This window comes from Streptomyces sp. NPDC088097 (genome assembly GCF_044741845.1).
GTDB lineage: Bacteria > Actinomycetota > Actinomycetes > Streptomycetales > Streptomycetaceae > Streptomyces.
In genome coordinates this window covers 207,574-223,270 of the sequence record NZ_JBIUTJ010000006.1, presented here as the reverse complement: position 1 = coordinate 223,270, position 15,697 = coordinate 207,574, and the positions used below count along the sequence as shown (strand labels likewise).

Annotated in this window: 11 protein-coding genes and 1 pseudogene; 4 read left to right on the top strand and 8 right to left on the bottom strand. The window is 73.4% G+C overall.

Going from position 1 to position 15,697, the window contains the following annotated elements; translation table 11 throughout:
- Positions 1–5: 5 nt before the first annotated feature.
- Entirely contained in the window at positions 6–869 is an 864-nt protein-coding gene (gene panB / locus ACIOD1_RS20505; protein WP_365613957.1) for a 3-methyl-2-oxobutanoate hydroxymethyltransferase, read from the bottom strand.
- A gap of 275 nt (positions 870–1,144) precedes the next feature.
- Between panB and ACIOD1_RS20500 the strand changes: the two genes are divergently transcribed.
- Entirely contained in the window at positions 1,145–2,176 is a 1,032-nt protein-coding gene (locus ACIOD1_RS20500; protein ID WP_365613954.1) for an endonuclease/exonuclease/phosphatase family protein, read from the top strand.
- A gap of 40 nt (positions 2,177–2,216) precedes the next feature.
- On the opposite strand, the gene ACIOD1_RS20495 is transcribed toward ACIOD1_RS20500, so the two are convergent.
- Together ACIOD1_RS20495 and ACIOD1_RS20490 are read right to left on the bottom strand one after the other, a co-directional pair.
- Positions 2,217–3,971 carry an NAD+ synthase gene (locus tag ACIOD1_RS20495; protein ID WP_365613951.1) on the bottom strand — a complete coding sequence of 585 codons (1,755 nt, stop codon included), beginning with the start codon at positions 3,969–3,971 and terminating at the stop codon, positions 2,217–2,219.
- A 64-nt stretch (positions 3,972–4,035) separates the two neighbouring features.
- Positions 4,036–5,292, bottom strand: coding sequence for a hypothetical protein (locus ACIOD1_RS20490; protein ID WP_401903752.1), 1,257 nt, complete (start codon positions 5,290–5,292; stop codon positions 4,036–4,038).
- Positions 5,293–5,745: 453 nt separating this feature from the next.
- Between ACIOD1_RS20490 and ACIOD1_RS20485 the strand changes: the two are divergent.
- Together ACIOD1_RS20485 and ACIOD1_RS20480 are read left to right on the top strand one after the other, a co-directional pair.
- A pseudogene (locus ACIOD1_RS20485) lies at positions 5,746–6,458 on the top strand (DUF998 domain-containing protein).
- Positions 6,455–7,351 (top strand): alpha/beta fold hydrolase, encoded by an 897-nt coding sequence (locus ACIOD1_RS20480; RefSeq protein WP_401903750.1) that lies wholly within the window; start codon positions 6,455–6,457, stop codon positions 7,349–7,351. Before ACIOD1_RS20485 ends, ACIOD1_RS20480 begins: the two are co-directional and overlap by 4 nt.
- A gap of 195 nt (positions 7,352–7,546) precedes the next feature.
- Here the strand turns inward: ACIOD1_RS20480 and ACIOD1_RS20475 are convergent, their stop codons facing one another.
- The 3 genes from ACIOD1_RS20475 to ACIOD1_RS20465 form a co-directional block, all read right to left on the bottom strand.
- Positions 7,547–8,203 (bottom strand): DUF305 domain-containing protein, encoded by a 657-nt coding sequence (locus tag ACIOD1_RS20475; RefSeq protein ID WP_365615006.1) that lies wholly within the window; start codon positions 8,201–8,203, stop codon positions 7,547–7,549.
- Positions 8,204–8,283: 80 nt separating this feature from the next.
- Complete coding sequence (locus ACIOD1_RS20470; protein WP_365613940.1) at positions 8,284–8,946, bottom strand: DUF3105 domain-containing protein; 663 nt, start codon at positions 8,944–8,946, stop codon at positions 8,284–8,286.
- A gap of 63 nt (positions 8,947–9,009) precedes the next feature.
- Positions 9,010–9,507, bottom strand: coding sequence for a hypothetical protein (locus ACIOD1_RS20465; protein WP_365613937.1), 498 nt, complete (start codon positions 9,505–9,507; stop codon positions 9,010–9,012).
- Between the two features lie 172 nt (positions 9,508–9,679).
- Between ACIOD1_RS20465 and glnA the strand changes: the two genes are divergently transcribed.
- On the top strand, positions 9,680–11,041 hold the full coding sequence (gene glnA, locus ACIOD1_RS20460) for a type I glutamate--ammonia ligase (protein ID WP_365613934.1): 1,362 nt from the start codon (positions 9,680–9,682) through the stop codon (positions 11,039–11,041).
- A gap of 117 nt (positions 11,042–11,158) precedes the next feature.
- On the opposite strand, the gene ACIOD1_RS20455 is transcribed toward glnA, so the two are convergent.
- Both ACIOD1_RS20455 and ACIOD1_RS20450 read right to left on the bottom strand, forming a co-directional pair.
- Entirely contained in the window at positions 11,159–13,234 is a 2,076-nt protein-coding gene (locus ACIOD1_RS20455) for a PIG-L family deacetylase (RefSeq protein ID WP_401903747.1), read from the bottom strand.
- A 147-nt stretch (positions 13,235–13,381) separates the two neighbouring features.
- Positions 13,382–15,673, bottom strand: a complete 2,292-nt coding sequence (locus ACIOD1_RS20450) for a PIG-L family deacetylase (protein WP_401903744.1) — start codon at positions 15,671–15,673, stop codon at positions 13,382–13,384.
- Positions 15,674–15,697 lie beyond the last annotated feature (24 nt).

Below are 15,697 nucleotides of genomic sequence, written 5' to 3'. Positions count from 1 at the left end.
GGTGCCTAGTGGAAGGCGTGCTCCTGCTGCGGGAACGATCCGCCGACCACGTCCTCGGCGAAGGCCTTCGCCGCGTCGCCCATGGTCTTGCGGAGGTTCGCGTACTGCTTCACGAACTTCGGCATCTTCCCGCCGGTCAGGCCCATCATGTCGGTCCACACCAGCACCTGCGCGTCGCACTCCGCGCCGGCGCCGATGCCGACGGTCGGGATCTGCAGGGACCGGGTGACCTCGGCGGCCAGCTCGGCCGGGACCAGCTCCAGGACCACCGCGAAGGCGCCCGCGTCCTGCGCGGCCTTCGCGTCGCGCAGCAGCCGGTGCGCGGCTTCGTCCCCGCGGCCCTGCACCCGGTAGCCCATGGCGTTCACGGACTGCGGGGTCAGACCCAGGTGGGACATGACGGGGATGCCGGACTGGACGATCAGCTCGGTCTGGGCCAGCGAACGCTCGCCGCCCTCCAGCTTGACCGCCCCGACGCCGGCCTCCTTGACCAGCCGGGTGGCGCTGCGCAGGGCCTGGACGGGGCCCTCCTGGTAGGAGCCGAAGGGCAGGTCGCCGACGATCAGGGCGCGGCTGGTGCCCCGTACGACGGCCGCCGACAGCAGGGTCATCTCGTCCATCGTCACGGGGACGGTGGTCTCGTAGCCGAGGTGACAGTTGCCCATCGAGTCTCCGACGAGCATGACCGGGATGCCGGCCTCGTCGAAGACGGACGCGGTCATCGCGTCGTAGGCGGTGAGCATGGGCCACTTCTCCCCGCGCTCCTTGGCGAGGGCGAGGTCGCGGACGGTGATGCGCCGGGTGCCCGCGCCCCCGTAGAGGGTGGCGGAGGAGGCGGCTTCGCGGGCAGGCGAAACGGCATGCGTCATTGCAACTGCTCCTTGTGTCATCTCGAGGCGCCCTTACGGCGTCCCCGGACTCACCCCCCATGGTGGCACCCGTCCGGCCGTGGAAGGAAGTGGCGCGGGTCTCACCGGTGGCGCGCGGGCCAATGTGCGCGTTTCGTGACAACCGGAACCCCCGGCTCGTGGCCGTTCGTCCTCACGGTCGTACGGCCGCAAGGACGGCAGCACCGAAAGGCTCCGTGCATCGCCTAGGGTCAAGGGGCGGGGACGGAGCGCGAGCACGGCAGCGAGGAATTGGCATGGCACAGGCGTCGTACATGACGGAGACGGGGAACGGCGGCTCGGAGCCGGGTTCGTCCGGATCCGGGCTCCGGCGCCGACTGGCCGAGCTGCGCGGGGACCGGGGCATCTGGCGCCGGGGGATCGTGACCGCCGTCCTGGCGCTGCTGGTCTCGGGGGTCATGATCTTCCACGCGAGGCTGCCGAACGACATCGGCAACCTCGGCAGCCTCACCGAGACCTTCCTGCCCTGGCTGGGCCTGGCCGTGCCGGTGCTGCTGGTCGTCGCCGTGCTCCGCAAGTCCGCCACCGCGCTGATCGCGATACTGCTGACCGCCGCGGTGTGGGTGAACCTCTTCGGCGGGCTGGTCACCGACAAGTCCGGCACCGGGGGGAACCTGACGGTCGCCACGCACAACGTCGACGCCGACAACCCGGACCCGCGCGCCACCGCCGTCTCGGTGGCCAAGGCCGGGGCAGACGTCCTGGCCCTGACCGAGCTGAAGGCGAGCGCCGTCCCCGTCTACGAGAAGGCGCTCGGGGGCACGTACAAGTACCACGCCGTCGAGGGCACCGTCGGGGTGTGGAGCAAGTACCCGCTGACCTCCAGCAAGTCCGTCGACATCCGCCTGGGCTGGACCCGGGCCATGCGCACCACCGTGGAGACGCCCAGCGGCCAGGTCGCCGTGTACGTCGCCCACCTGCCGTCGGTGCGCGTCAAGCTCAACGCCGGCTTCACGGCCAACCAGCGCGACAACAGCGCCGACGCGCTGGGCGCCGCCCTGTCCGCGGAACCGCTGAAGAAGGTCGTCGCCCTCGGCGACTTCAACGGCACCATGAACGACCGGGCGCTGTCCGAGGTGTCCTCGCAGATGCGCTCCACGCAGGGCGCGGTGGGCAACGGCTTCGGCTTCAGCTGGCCCGCGCAGTTCCCGATGGCGCGGATCGACCAGATCCTGGTGCGCGGGGTGACGCCCGAGGCCTCGTGGACCCTCCCGCGCACCGGGAGCGACCACCTGCCCGTCGCGGCCCGGGTCTCCGTCCGCCCGTAGCGGGCCCGCCCGGGGGTGGGCCCGCCCCGGGGCGGGAGGGTCAGGCGCCCTCGCGCCAGCCGTTGGTGACGGGGAGTCGGCGGTCCTTGCCGAAGCCCTTCGCCGAGATCTTGGTGCCCGGCGGGTACTGGCGGCGCTTGTACTCCGCCGTGTCCACCATGCGCAGGATCCGGGCGACCAGCTCGCGCTCGAAGCCGGCCTCGACGATCTCCTCAAGACCCCGGTCGCGGTCCACGTACAGGGCCAGGATCGCGTCGAGCACCGGGTAGTCCGGCAGCGAGTCCGTGTCGACCTGCCCGGGGCGCAGCTCGGCGCTCGGCGGCTTGACGATGGAGTTCTCCGGGATCGGCGGCGCATCGCCGCGCTCGACGGCCGCCCGGTTGCGGTACCGGGCGAGGCGGAAGACGTCCGACTTGTAGACGTCCTTGATCGGGCCGTAAGCGCCGACCGAGTCCCCGTAGAGCGTGGAGTAGCCCACGGCCAGCTCGGACTTGTTGCCCGGGGCCAGCACGATGTGGCCCTCCTGGTTCGAGAGCGCCATCAGCGTCGTGCCGCGCAGCCGGGACTGGAGGTTCTCCTCGGCCAGGCCCGTCAGGCCCAGCGCCCCCATGTAGGCGTCGAACATCGGCGCGATCGACACGGTCCTGAGGTGCAGGCCGGTCCGCTCGGCGAGGTCCGCCGCGTCGCCCTTGGAGTGCTCCGAGGAGTACTTCGAGGGCATGGACACGCCGTACACGTTCTGCGCGCCGATCGCGTCGCAGGCGAGGGCGGCGACGAGCGCGGAGTCGATGCCGCCGGAGAGCCCGATCAGGACGGATCGGAAACCGTTCTTCCGGACGTACGCGCGCAGGCCCACGACCAGCGCGTCGTAGACCTCCTCGTCGTCGTCGAGGCGCTCGGCGTAGCCGCCGGGCACGACCGGGTCGTACGGGGCCACGGGCTCCTCGGACAGGATCACGCGGTCGATGCGCAGCCCGTCGTCCACGATGCCCTCGGGGGCGTCGGCGCGGGCCGCCGGGAGGTCGAGGTCGACCAGGACGCAGCCCTCGGAGAACTGCGGGGCGCGGGCGATGACCTCGCCGGAGGCGTCGCAGACGATCGAGTCCCCGTCGAAGACCAGCTCGTCCTGCCCGCCGATCATCGCCAGGTAGGCGAGGGTGCAGCCGGCCTCCTGGGCCCGCTTGCGCACCAGGTCCAGGCGCAGGTCGTCCTTGTCTCGCTCGTAGGGGGAGGCGTTGACGGAGATCAGCAGGCCGGCTCCGGCGGAGCGGGTGGCGGGGACGCGCCCGCCCTCCTGCCAGAGGTCCTCGCAGACGGCCAGGGCCACGTCGACCCCGTGGACCCGGACGACGGGCTGGGTGTCGCCGGGGACGAAGTAGCGGAACTCGTCGAAGACCCCGTAGTTGGGGAGGTGGTGCTTGGCGAACCGCAGCACCACCTCGCCCCGGTGCAGCACGGCGGCCGCGTTCTCCGGGGATCCGGCCGGCTTGCCCAGGCGGGGCACGGCCTTCTCGGTCCGGTCGAGGTAGCCCACGATCACCGGCAGCTCGCCGAGACCCTCGTCCGCCAGCCGCCGAGCGAGCGCGCGGAGCGCGGTGCGGGAGGCGTCGACGAAGGAGGAGCGCAGGGCGAGGTCCTCGACGGGGTAGCCGGTCAGCATCATCTCCGGGAAGGCCGCCAGGTGGGCGCCCTGCTCGACGGAGTGCCGGGTCCAGTGGACGATCGAGTCGGCGTTCGCCGCGATGTTGCCGACGTGCGAGTCGATCTGATTCAGAGCGAGACGAAGTTGAGGCACCGGGCCAGTCTAATCGTCTTTCTGACGCGATGTCCTGGGCCGCCGGATTTCCGGCGGGGCGGGGTCAGTGGACCGTGCCGCCGAACAGCGCCGGAGGGAGGGTGTCCTCGGGGGAGATCCGGGCGGTGATCGCCGTGGTTCCGGCCGGGAGCTCGAAGGCGGCGCTGCCACTGACGGACCGGCCGGGCATGACGAGCGGGATCCGGTGCGGGCTCTTGCCGTCGAAGACGATCCTGGCCTGCTCGCCGGAGGGGGTGGTGACCTCGGGCAGGGCCGCCCAGGTGTTGATCGTCCGGTCCGAGCGGTTGGTGATCGTGAAGGACAGCTCGACCGCTTTGTCGAAGCGCAGGTACTTGTTGGTGGTGGAGAACGGCCGCGGCGCCGAGATCCTGACCTCGGTCCCGTCGGTATAGGTGTAGGTCTGCCCGAAGGCGAGCGGGGTGGTCGTACCCGGGCCGGCGGTGGGGGCGGAGGGGGTCGGCCGCGGGTCGGAGGGGAATGCCTCGCCGTCGCTCTCCCCGCTGCCGTCGTCCCCGAGGTCCGCGCCCCAGCCGTCGTCCTCGTACTCGTCCCAGCCGTTGTCCGAGTGCCCGATGTCCCCGGTGTCGATCAGTGTCTTGACGACCTGGTCGGTGAGGAAGAAGCCGCCGGTCGCGGCGCCGAGGCTCAGCACGCCGAGGACGACGCCGACGATCGACATCGTCCGGCGCGGGGCGCCCGAGGAGGTCTTGACCAGGGCGCCGATGGCTATGCCGAGGCCGGTCAGGCCGATGAAGGCGCCGAGCCAGAAGATGAACGGGAGCAGGGCCATCGGGATGGCGACGATGCCGATCACCAGTCCGGCGACGGCCAGGCCGTTGGTCTGCGGACCGGGCGTGGGGTGGCCGGGGTAGTTGGGGTAAGCGGGGTAACCGGGGTAACCGGGGTGGCCCGGGTAGTGGAGGGCCGGGCCCGGGGCCGGGGGCGTCGGGTGGCCGTAGGCGTAGCCGGGGGCGGGGCCTCCCGGGAGCGGCGCGGACGGGTCCGGCGTGCCCCAGGGGTTCGCGGGCGTGTCCCAGGTGTTCGCGGCCGGGCCCCAGGGGTTCGCGGGCGGGATCGGCGCCGCGAACCCCGCCGGGGCGGGTGTCCCGTCGGCCGGGACGGCGTCCTGCGGCCCCGGCGCGGGGGCGGCGTCGGCCGGGACGCTGTCCTGCGGCCCCGGCGCGGGGGCGGCCTTGTCCAGCGACACCGCCGGAGCCGCCTCGGGCGCCGGTACGGGCGTCCCCTCGGGCTCCGTCGGCGGACCGGTGGGGCTGCTGGGCGGGGGCGGGGGCGTGCTCATGCCTGGAGGTGTCCTTGTGGGGTAAGGGGGAGGGCGCGCGACGTACGAAGATCACGGCGGGCGCCAGCCTGCCACGGGGCGGGCCGCCCTCCAAGCGGGTTCCTCCGCCCCCGGGCGGGGTCGGCCTCCGCCGTACGGCCGATATCGGGGGATCCGTCGCGATCGCGCGCCCGCGCGGGCAACGCGGGGTCCCGCCCGGGCGTCTTCCGGGGCGGGGGTCGATCGGATCCGTCGAGGAACAGTCACACTATGCGTACGAATGACCCCAAAGCCGCCAGAGGCCTGAACGGGATGAACGGGGCGAAGCTCATGAGCAGCACGGGAGGCGCGAGCCCCGCCGACGGCGCGAGCCCTGCCAACGGCGCGAGCCCTGCCGACGGCGTGAGCCCCGCCGACGGCGCGAGCCCGTCCGACGGTACGGCCGCCGCCGCCGCCTCCGACGGTGCGGGGCGTGTGGACGGTGCGGGGCGCGGTGGGCGCTTCCCCGTCCCGAGTGCCACCTCCGTCGCCGCCCTCCTCGGGCTCGGCGCCGCCGCCTACACGGCATGGGTGCTGGAGGTCGTCCTCTCCACCGGTCTCAACCCCATCGAGACCTACGTCAGCGAACTGGCCGCCCAGGACCAGCCCCTCGGCGGCCTCTTCCGCGCCACCGACTTCACCGCGGGCCTGCTGGCCTGCCTCGGCGGACTCCTCGCCCTCGTACGCCTGGTCCGCCACGCGGGGTCCCGGCGCCCGTGGGCCGTCGCCGGCTGGGCCGGGGTGACCCTCTTCGGCGCGGCCACCGCCGCCGACGCCTGGCTCCCGTTGAGCTGTCAGCCCACGGTCGACCCGGAGTGCGCCGCCCGTGAGACCGCCGGCCTGGTCCCGGCCACCCATCAGGCCCACGCCGTCAGCAGCAGCCTCGCCATGACCGGCGCGCTGCTGGGGATAGTGGCCCTGACCGTCGCGGCCCGCCGCTACGGATGGTTCGCGCCGCTCGCCCGCTACGGCCCCGCCCTCGTCGCGATGGAACTGCTCGCCACCGTCTGGACCCTGACCGCGATCGCCATGTCACCGCCGGGCACGGCACCTGGGCCCTCGGTGCGGGGCAACGGCTTCAAGTGCTGCTGGTGGCGCTCTGGTTGGGGCTGCTCGCCCACTCCGTCCACCGCGAGCGCCGTACGTGAGCGGCGGGTCCGGGCGGGGCGGGCGCTTCATCCGGGTGGACGGGGTCGCTCTGCACGTCCTCGTCGAAGGGGGCGGCCCGGGGGGCGGACCCGGGGGTGGCGGGCCCGCCGTGGTGTTGAGCGTCGGGCTGGGCCTGGCCTGGTTCGACTGGGATCCCGTCGCCGCCCTCCTCGCCGCCGAGGGCCGCACCGTGATCCGCTTCGACCGCCCGGGACACGGCCTGAGCGCGTCCGTGCCCGCCGCGGGTGGCGCCGCCGCGGAGGCCCACCGGATCGCGGCCCTGCTCGACGCGCTCGGCCACCGCGACCCCGTCACCGTCGTCGGGCACTCCCTCGCCGGCTTCCACGCCGAGGCCTTCGCCCGCCTCCACCCCGGGCGCACCGCCGCCCTCGTCCTGGCCGACTCCAGCGTCGAGGAGACCCCGCGCACGCTGCTGCCCGGCGCGTTGCGCACCGGCGCCGCCCGGCTCCTCGGCCGGGCCGTCACCCTCGCCGGGCTCCCGGCCGCGCTGGGGCCGGCGGCCCGACGCGGGATCGTCCGGGCCGGCCGGGCGGACGGCGCCGGGGACCCGGCCGCGCGGGACCTCGTACGCCGCTGCTACCGCACCGGCCGCGTCTGGCGCGGGACCCTGCTGGAGAACGCCCGCTACCCGGACACCGCCGCCGAGCTCCTCGCCCTGCGCGCGGAGCACCCGCTGCGCGCCCCCGCCACGGTCCTGGCGGCGTACGACGGCCCGCCCGGGCGGCCCGATCGGCACCGGCCGGACCGCCAAGCGGCCCTGGCCGACACCCTCGGGGCCCGCTTCGAGCGGATCGAACCCTCCGGCCACCTCCTCATGCTGGACCGCCCGCACCAGGTGGCGCGGGCGATCCTGAGGGCGCAGAGGCCCTAGAGGGAAGCCCTGCTTCCGGGCCGGGCACCGCCTAAGGGCTGTCCCGTAATCCCTGGTGGGCGCGCGGCGTCGGCTACGGCACCTCGCCGCGTTGTCGGAACGCCCGAATACGTCCAGTATTCGGGCGTCCCTCCGCCTTGCGATGCACCGCATCCGACGCCGCGCGCTGATCCGCCACGGATTACGGGACAGCCCTTAGCGGGGTGCGGCGCCCCGTTGGCCGAGCATGTTCGCCATCAGGGTCAGCTCCGCCTGCTGCGCGTCCGCCATCCCCTGGGCGAGGTCCCGCTCGGCCGGAATGCGGCACTGCCGCGCACAGGCCCGGGCCATGGCCACGCCGCCCTTGTGGTGGTCGGTCATGAGCTGGAGGTAGAGCACCTCCGCGTCCCGGCCTTCGACCGACCCGAGCCGCGCCAGCTCCTCCTTGGTGGCCATGCCCGGCATCAGCGCGCCCGACTGCGCGGCCTGGTCGTCGCCGCCGCCGTGACCCGCGTGTCCCGCATGACCCGCCTCGGCGCCGTCCTCGGCCGCCATCCACGACATCGGCGGCTCGTCGGCCACCGCCTTCGGCAGCCCCCACAGGTCCAGCCAGCCCAGCAGCATGCCGCGCTGGTTGGCCTGGGTGTTGGCGATGTCGTAGGCGAGGCCGCGCACGGCCTCGTCCTGGGTGCGGTCGCGGACCACGAAGGACATCTCCACCGCCTGCTGGTGGTGGACCGCCATGTCCCGCGCGAACCCGGCGTCGGGGGAGTACAGCGCGGGGGCCGCGCCCGCGCCGCCCCCGGACACGTCCGAACCGCCGGAGCCGCTCGCGGTGGCGACCGTGGCCCCGACCGCGAACAGCGCGGCCATCACCACCGCCGCCCCGGCGACCCAGTACGTACGCGACACCCGCCGGGGCGCCGCGGGCGCTTCCTCGGGCGTGCGCGGGGTCACTTGTCGGCCAGCCCGTTGGTGCAGGCGGCGCCGGGCTCCGGGGTCTGCGGGCCCTGCACGTACTTGGTGAAGAACTGCGCCACGCGCGGGTCCGCCGCGTCGTCGACGGTCAGCTGCTTGCCCCAGGCGCTCAGCACGATCGTGCCGGCCTGCTCCTTGACCGGGCTCATCAGCGTGTACGGGGTCTTGCCCACGGTCGCGGCGAGCTTGTCCAGGTCACCCTTGGCGGCCTTCTCGTTGTACGTCACCCAGACCGCGCCGTGCTCCAGCGAGTGCACGGCGTTCACCTCGGGGACCGGGTTCTTGTAGACGTCGCCGTTGCAGTTCATCCAGCGGGGGTTGTGGTCGCCGCCGACGGGCGGCGTCATCTCGTACTTGACCGGCGTCTCGACGTGGTTGCGGCCGAGCTTCTTCGCGTCCCAGGTCTTCTCGCCGTTGACCGGCGCCTTCTGGGCCGCCACCCGGTCGGACTCGGTCTTCTTCTCCTTCTGCTTCTGGTCGATCAGGAGCCAGGAGCCGAAGCCGATGAGACCGGCGACGACCGCCGTCGAGACGGTGATGGCGATGATCTTGCTGCGTCGTTCGCGGGCCCGGTCGGCCCTGCGCATGTCGGCTATGCGGTTCTGGCGGGAATGGGGGTCGGACGTCCTGCTGGCCATGTGCCCTGGATCCTTCTGCTGAGGGGGGTGTGGGGGTGGAGCCGGTGCGGGGTGCCGGACCCGTCAGGTCCGCAGCACTTGCAGGGCGTGCAGGTCGGGGGCGCGGGCGTGGCCCGCCGGAGGCAGTAGGGGACGCGGGCCGGCCGGTCGGAACTCCGGCGCGGGCGACCCCCGCGCCGGGGCCCGGTCGGCGGGCGGCGGTCCGGGGAGCACGGCCGGGGTCACGCGGGAGGTCGGGGAGCAGCCGGGGAGCCCGTCGGGGTCCACGCAGGAGACGCGCGTACCGGGGCCGGCGGCGTCGTGGGCGGCCGTGCCGTGGGCGGTGGTGGCGTGACTCGCCGTGTCGTGTGCCGCCGAGCCGGGCGCCGCCGTATCGTCCCCGGAGGGCGCCACGAGAGCCTCGTACGCCCGTACGGGTTGGACCGGGGGATGGCTCTCGACGGGCCGCACGCACAGGAAGGCGACGCCCGCGGCGACCCCGAAGGCGACCAGCAACAGCAGGGCAGCACGGCGACCGGGACGCCCTCGGCTCCCGATTCCCCTGTGCTTGCGGCCCCCCATGGGCGCTGATGGTAATGCTCATGACCGGTCCGGGGTCAGTGCGGGGGTGCCACGACCTTGCGGGGGTGCGTAATGTGGCGGAAACCACCGCTGGCGATACTGGGCGGGCCCGACTGTGCCCGCTCCCTCCGGGAGCTGGTGCACAGCCCGTCTGAACTGCGAGGATGAAGGCATGGACAAGCAGCAGGAATTCGTCCTCCGGACGCTTGAGGAGCGGGACATCCGCTTCGTGCGCCTGTGGTTCACCGACGTACTGGGCTTCCTGAAGTCCGTCGCGGTCGCCCCCGCCGAGCTGGAGCAGGCCTTCGACGAGGGCATCGGTTTCGACGGCTCCGCGATCGAGGGCTTCGCCCGGGTCTACGAGTCCGACATGATCGCCAAGCCGGACCCCAGCACCTTCCAGATACTGCCGTGGCGCGCCGAGGCCCCCGGGACCGCCCGGATGTTCTGCGACATCCTGATGCCGGACGGCTCCCCGTCCTTCGCGGACCCGCGCTACGTCCTCAAGCGCATCCTGAACAAGACCTCCGACCTGGGCTTCACCTTCTACACCCACCCGGAGATCGAGTTCTTCCTGCTGAAGGACAAGCCGCTGGACGGCACCCGCCCGGTACCGGCGGACAACTCCGGCTACTTCGACCACACTCCGCAGAACGTGGGCATGGACTTCCGCCGCCAGGCGATCACCATGCTCGAATCCATGGGCATCTCGGTGGAGTTCAGCCACCACGAGGGCGCGCCCGGCCAGCAGGAGATCGACCTGCGCTACGCGGACGCCCTCTCCACGGCCGACAACGTCATGACCTTCCGCCTGGTCATGAAGCAGGTCGCGCTCGAACAGGGCGTACAGGCCACCTTCATGCCGAAGCCGTTCTCGGAGTACCCGGGCTCGGGCATGCACACCCACCTCTCCCTCTTCGAGGGCGACCGCAACGCCTTCTACGAGTCGGGCGCCGAGTACCAGCTCTCGAAGGTCGGCCGCTCCTTCATCGCGGGCCTGCTCAAGCACGCGGCGGAGACCGCCGCGGTCACCAACCAGTGGGTCAACTCCTACAAGCGCATCTGGGGCGGCTCCTCCCGCACCGCCGGCTCCGGCGGCGAGGCCCCCTCGTACATCTGCTGGGGCCACAACAACCGCTCGGCGCTGATCCGCGTCCCGATGTACAAGCCGGGCAAGACGGGTTCCTCCCGCGTGGAGGTCCGCTCGATCGACTCGGGCGCCAACCCGTACCTGACGTACGCCGTCCTCCTCGCGGCCGGCCTCAAGGGCATCGAGGAGGGCTACGAACTCCCGGCGGGCGCCGACGACGACGTCTGGGCCCTCTCCGACGCCGAACGCCGCGCGATGGGCATCGAGCCCCTCCCGCAGAACCTCGGCGAGGCCATCGCCCTGATGGAACGCAGCGAACTCGTCGCCGAGACCCTGGGCGAGCACGTCTTCGACTTCTTCCTCCGCAACAAGAAGCAGGAGTGGGAGGAGTACCGCTCGGAGGTCACCGCCTTCGAGCTCCGCAAGATGATGCCGGTGCTGTAAGCGCAGCTCATCGCCCCCCAAGGGGCCGAGTCCGACCCTCCGGGCCGGTGGTCACCGACCACCGGCCCGGAGGCGTCTCGTACCCGGGCGCTGCCCGGCCGTCGTGTCGGGGCGGGGTCAGGGTTGGGGGCGGAAGATGGCCGGGTGCCAGGTGGGGTGGGGGGTGGTGGGGGTCGTGGTGGTGGTGTGGAGTTCCGCGTCCAGGCCCAGGGCCACCGTCGTCGTCGCTCCCGTGCGGTCCTGGACGGCCGAGGGGGCGCCCGCGTAGAGCATGCGGGACTCCGCCCAGGTCGGGGGGCCGCCGGGGGAGCCGAGGCTGACGGTGCCGGTGTCCGAGCGGCCCGACAGGACGCGGCCCGCCACGCCGACCGCGCCGTAGCCGGCCCGGCCGCCGGACTCCGCGAGGTCGGTGACGCGCGGTGCGCCCGGCCCCGCCGTGACCAGGGCGTTGCGGACCGCCCCGGAGTCCGGGCGGCGGAAGTAGAGCCGTACGCCCGCCCCTTCGGGCGCCGCCGACAGCGGGACGGTGGTGGCCGGGAGCCCGGTGGTGAAGGGGCCCGACAGCGCCGCGCCCGGGGCGGGCTGGGTCCAGGCCAGGACGGAGCCGGTGGTGGTGGCGTAGACGTGGCGCCGCCCGGCGGCGTCGGTCACGGTGACCGGGTCGCTCTGGAGGTCCGCCCCGCCCAGGCGTTGCCAGTCCCCGAGGCTCCCCGAGGGTGGGCGGACCCGGGCGCGCAGGGTGCGGCGGGTGTCGCGGAGGTAGACGGTGAGCCGGCCCTCGGGGTCCACCGCCCCGGACGGGCCGCTGATGGCGGAGGTCCCGGGCTCGTCCCCCGCCTCGGGGGTGCCGAGCGACTCCCAGGGCCCGAAGGGGCCGTCGGGCGCGGACTGGAGCGCGCACACCACCTCCCGCCGGTAGTCGGCGGGACGGGTTCCGAGGGTGGTGCGGGTGGCGAGGACCGCGATGCGGCCGTCGGGGAAGCGGGCGGTGGTCGCGCCCGGGTCGATCCCGGCGCCGGGGAGGAGGGTCGGTCCGGCCCAGGTGCCGGAGGGGGCGCGGTTCCAGACGGCCATCCGACCGTCCAGCGCGGCGAAGGCCCAGAGTCGGCCGGGGACGCCCTCGGTCAGCCAGGAGGTGTTGTCGGCGCGGGCGTAGCGCAGGGACTGGGCCCAGTTGCGCCCGGTCGGGCTGCCGGCCACCTTGCGGTCCCCGCACCCGGAGGGGCTGCCGCAGTAGTCGGTGCGGTCCTGCCAGGCGTACGTCTTCAGGAAGCCGATCTTCGTGTCGGCGGTCTGCGGGTCCAGCGCGTGGGGGAGGGTGCCGTTGTGGTAGCCGAGGTAGCTCTGTACGGAGAACCGCGGCCGGTCCGGGACCCGTTCGGCGTACAGGGCGGTGGCTGCCTGCACGAAGCGTGCCCCGTACATGTGGTCCTGGTGGTCGGTGTACTTGCCGGTGTCCTCGTAGCGCCCGGGGGTCGGGTCCTGCATGCGTATCGTCGTCGGCCGGTACCGCTCCAGGACCCCGGCTATCGACTCGACCACCTGGTCCTTCGTGTACGAGAACGGCTGCGTGACCGGGGTCCCCGAGGTCAGCTGGGCCCCGAGCGCGGATATGGTCCCGTTCCACAGGCCGCGCAGGCTGTCCGGATTGTCCCCGGCCGGGCTGCGGGCCTCGCGCAGTTGGAGCCAGACGAGGTTGATCTCGGGCTTGGCCGTGAGCACGTTCAGTTCGGCCCGGCCGCCGCCGGCGGTGGGTATGACCGTACGGGTCCAGGCGGAGGAGCGGTCGCCGGTGGCCATCTGGGCGTAGGCGCAGCGGATGCCGTTCTGCCGGGCCTCCGCGTACCGGGTGCGGTCGGCCGGCTGCTCGGGGTCCTTGGCCGCGCCGCCGTGCGCCTCGTTGCGGCCGTCGGCCTCGCCCGAGGTGAGGTAGGCGGTGGTGACCCGGGTGCCGGACAGGAGGGAGCGGCTGAGGTCCGGGTTCATGAAGAAGAGGTCGTCGTCGGGGTGCGCGACGACCTGGACGACGGATCCGGCGGTGGCGCTCACGGGCAGTACGGGCAGGAGGTTCTTCCCCTGGGTGGCCTCGGCCGAGGTCTGCTGGCCCGAGGCGATGGCGAGTGCGCCGGACGCGCCGACGGTGAGCATGGGCAGGACGGCCGCGAGGAGGAAGCGGCGGCGGGAAACGGGCATGGGTCACGCCTCGTGGTCGTTCCGGGCGGGCTGGAAGAACCGCTGTGCAGTCATTGAGAGGCGAAATCGGGGGAGTTGGTTCACCGATGTCGCCGATGACGCGCACTTTCCGAAAACGACCGGATGTGATCGTGTCCAAGCCCCCGCCTACGGGGAGGAGTTGCGCGGTCCCACCGGTGTCCAGGGCGCCAGGTGCGCGTCCGCGTCATCCGCCGTCGAGGTCACGTACAGCCGGGCGTCCAGGCCCACCACCGCCAGGCTGACCATGTTCTTCCCGGTCATGGTGCTGGACGGCGCTCCGACGAACATCAGCGGCGAGATCTGCCACGGTCGGCCGCCGCCGAGGTCCGAGCCGAGCTGTCCGCCGGCCGCGCGGCCCGCCAGGACGTGTCCGCTGGCCGTCACGGAGCCGAAGCCCTGGAGCCCGCCGAGGTCGGTCAGGCCGCTCACCCGCACCCCGCCCTCGGCGGTGATCAGCGCGGTGCGGACGTTGCCCGAGCCCGGCTTGCGGAACCACAGGCGTACGCCGCCGTCGCGGCCCTGCGCCGTCAACGGGAGGGTGGTGTCGGGGAGCCCGGTGGGGGTCGCCGCGCCGAGCGGGGCGCCCGGGGCGGGGGAGGCCCAGCCGAGCACCGTCTTGCTGGTGGAGGCGAACACCATCCGCCGCCCGGCCCCGTCGGTCGCGGTGGTCGGGGAGCCGTGCAGGTCGGAGCCGCCGTAGCCGACCCACGGGCCCCAGCCGCCGTCGACCCCCTGGACGCGACCGCGCAGGCCGTACGCGCCGTCGCGCACGAACACGGCCGGATGGCCGGTGCCGTCCACGGACACGGCCGGGGCGCTGATGTCGGAGGTCCAGTTCGCGTCGGCGGTCTCGGGGGTCCCGAGCGACTCCCACGGGCCGAACTCCTCCGAGCCCGGGGCGCGTTGGACGGCGTACACCACCTCGCGGTGGTAGTCGGCCGGTCGGTCGCCGAAGGAGGTGCGGACGGCGTAGGCGGATATCCGGCCGTCGGGCAGGGTGACGGTGGACACGCCCTGGTCCATCCCGGTGCCGGGGAGCAGTCGGGGACCGCTCCAGCGTCCGAGGAGGCCGTCGCGGTGCCAGAGCGCCACCTGGCCGTCGAGCACCTTGAAGGCCCACAGCCCCTGCTCCGCGTCGGAGGCCAGCCAGGAGGTGCTGGTGCCGCGGGCGTAGTTGATGGAGTCGGTCCAGCCGTTGCCCGAGGGGTGCTCGGCCACCTTCAGGTCACCGCAGCCGGCCTTGCTGCCGCAGTGGTCCGTCCGGTCCAGCCAGGCGTACGTGTCCAGGATGTCCAGCTTCTCCTTGGCCTCGCCCGGGTCCAGCGCGCTGGGGAGCTTGCCGTTGGCGTAGCCGAGGTAGTTCTGCACCGCGAAGTGCGGGCGGTCCCGGACCTCGCGCGCGTAGACGGCCGTGGCCATCTGCACGAAGCGGGCGCCGTAGAAGTGGTCCTGGTGGTCGGTGTACCGCTTGGTGTCGGGGAACCGGCCGGGGGTCGGGTCCTGCGAGCGGATCGTGGTGGGTCGGTACCGCTCCAGGACCCCCTCGATCGTCCGGACGACCTGGTCCTTCGTGTACGTGAACCCGCGCTTGACCGGGCTGCCCGAGGCGAGGACCGACTCCAGGTGCGGGACGCGACCGTCCCACAGGCCGTGGAGGCTGTCGGGGACGTCTTCGTAGACGTTGCCCGCCTCGCGCATCTGCAGCCACACGAGGTTGACCTCGGGCCTGGCCGTCAGGACGTCCAGCTCGGCCTGGCCGCCGCCCTCGGTGGTGATCACCGTGCGCAGCCAGGGGCTGCTGCGGTCGCCGGTGGCCATCTTGGCGTAGGCCGCGCGTATGCCGTTCTGGCGGGCCTCGGCGTACGCCGGTTTGTCGGGCCGGGCGGCCATCCCCTTGCCCGGGCCGGCGTTGATGCCGTCGGCCTCGCCGGAGGTGAGGTAGACCGAGGTGACGGAGTGGCCGGCGGTTATGGAGTACCGCAGGTCCGGGTTCATGAAGTACAGGTCGTCGTCGGGGTGCGCGACGATCTGGAGCACGCGGCCGGGGTTCGGGGCGTCCGCGGTGGCGGCCGTGGTCAGCCGGGAGTCGGCGGTGGTGGGGGTGTCGAGGGCGGCGAAGGCCTCGCCGCCGCGCAGGACGAGCATCCCCGCGGCGGCGACCGCCGCGCAGCCGGCGACGGCCTTGACGATGCGGGTCCAGGCGTGGCCGTGCTGGGGCCGGTGCGCGTGGTGGGACCGGTGGGGCGGGTGCGCACGGTCTTCCCGGCGCGCCGGGTCTTCCCGGTGCGCACGGTCTTCCTGGTACGCATGCTCGGCCTGCTGCGTGGGTTGGGTCCGCTGCGCGGGGTGGGTCTGCTGCGCACGGCGGGGTCCGTCGTGAAGGAGCCCGGGACCGGGCGAGGGGGGTCCGTCGTGCATGGCGCGGGGGGACTCCTCGTGGCC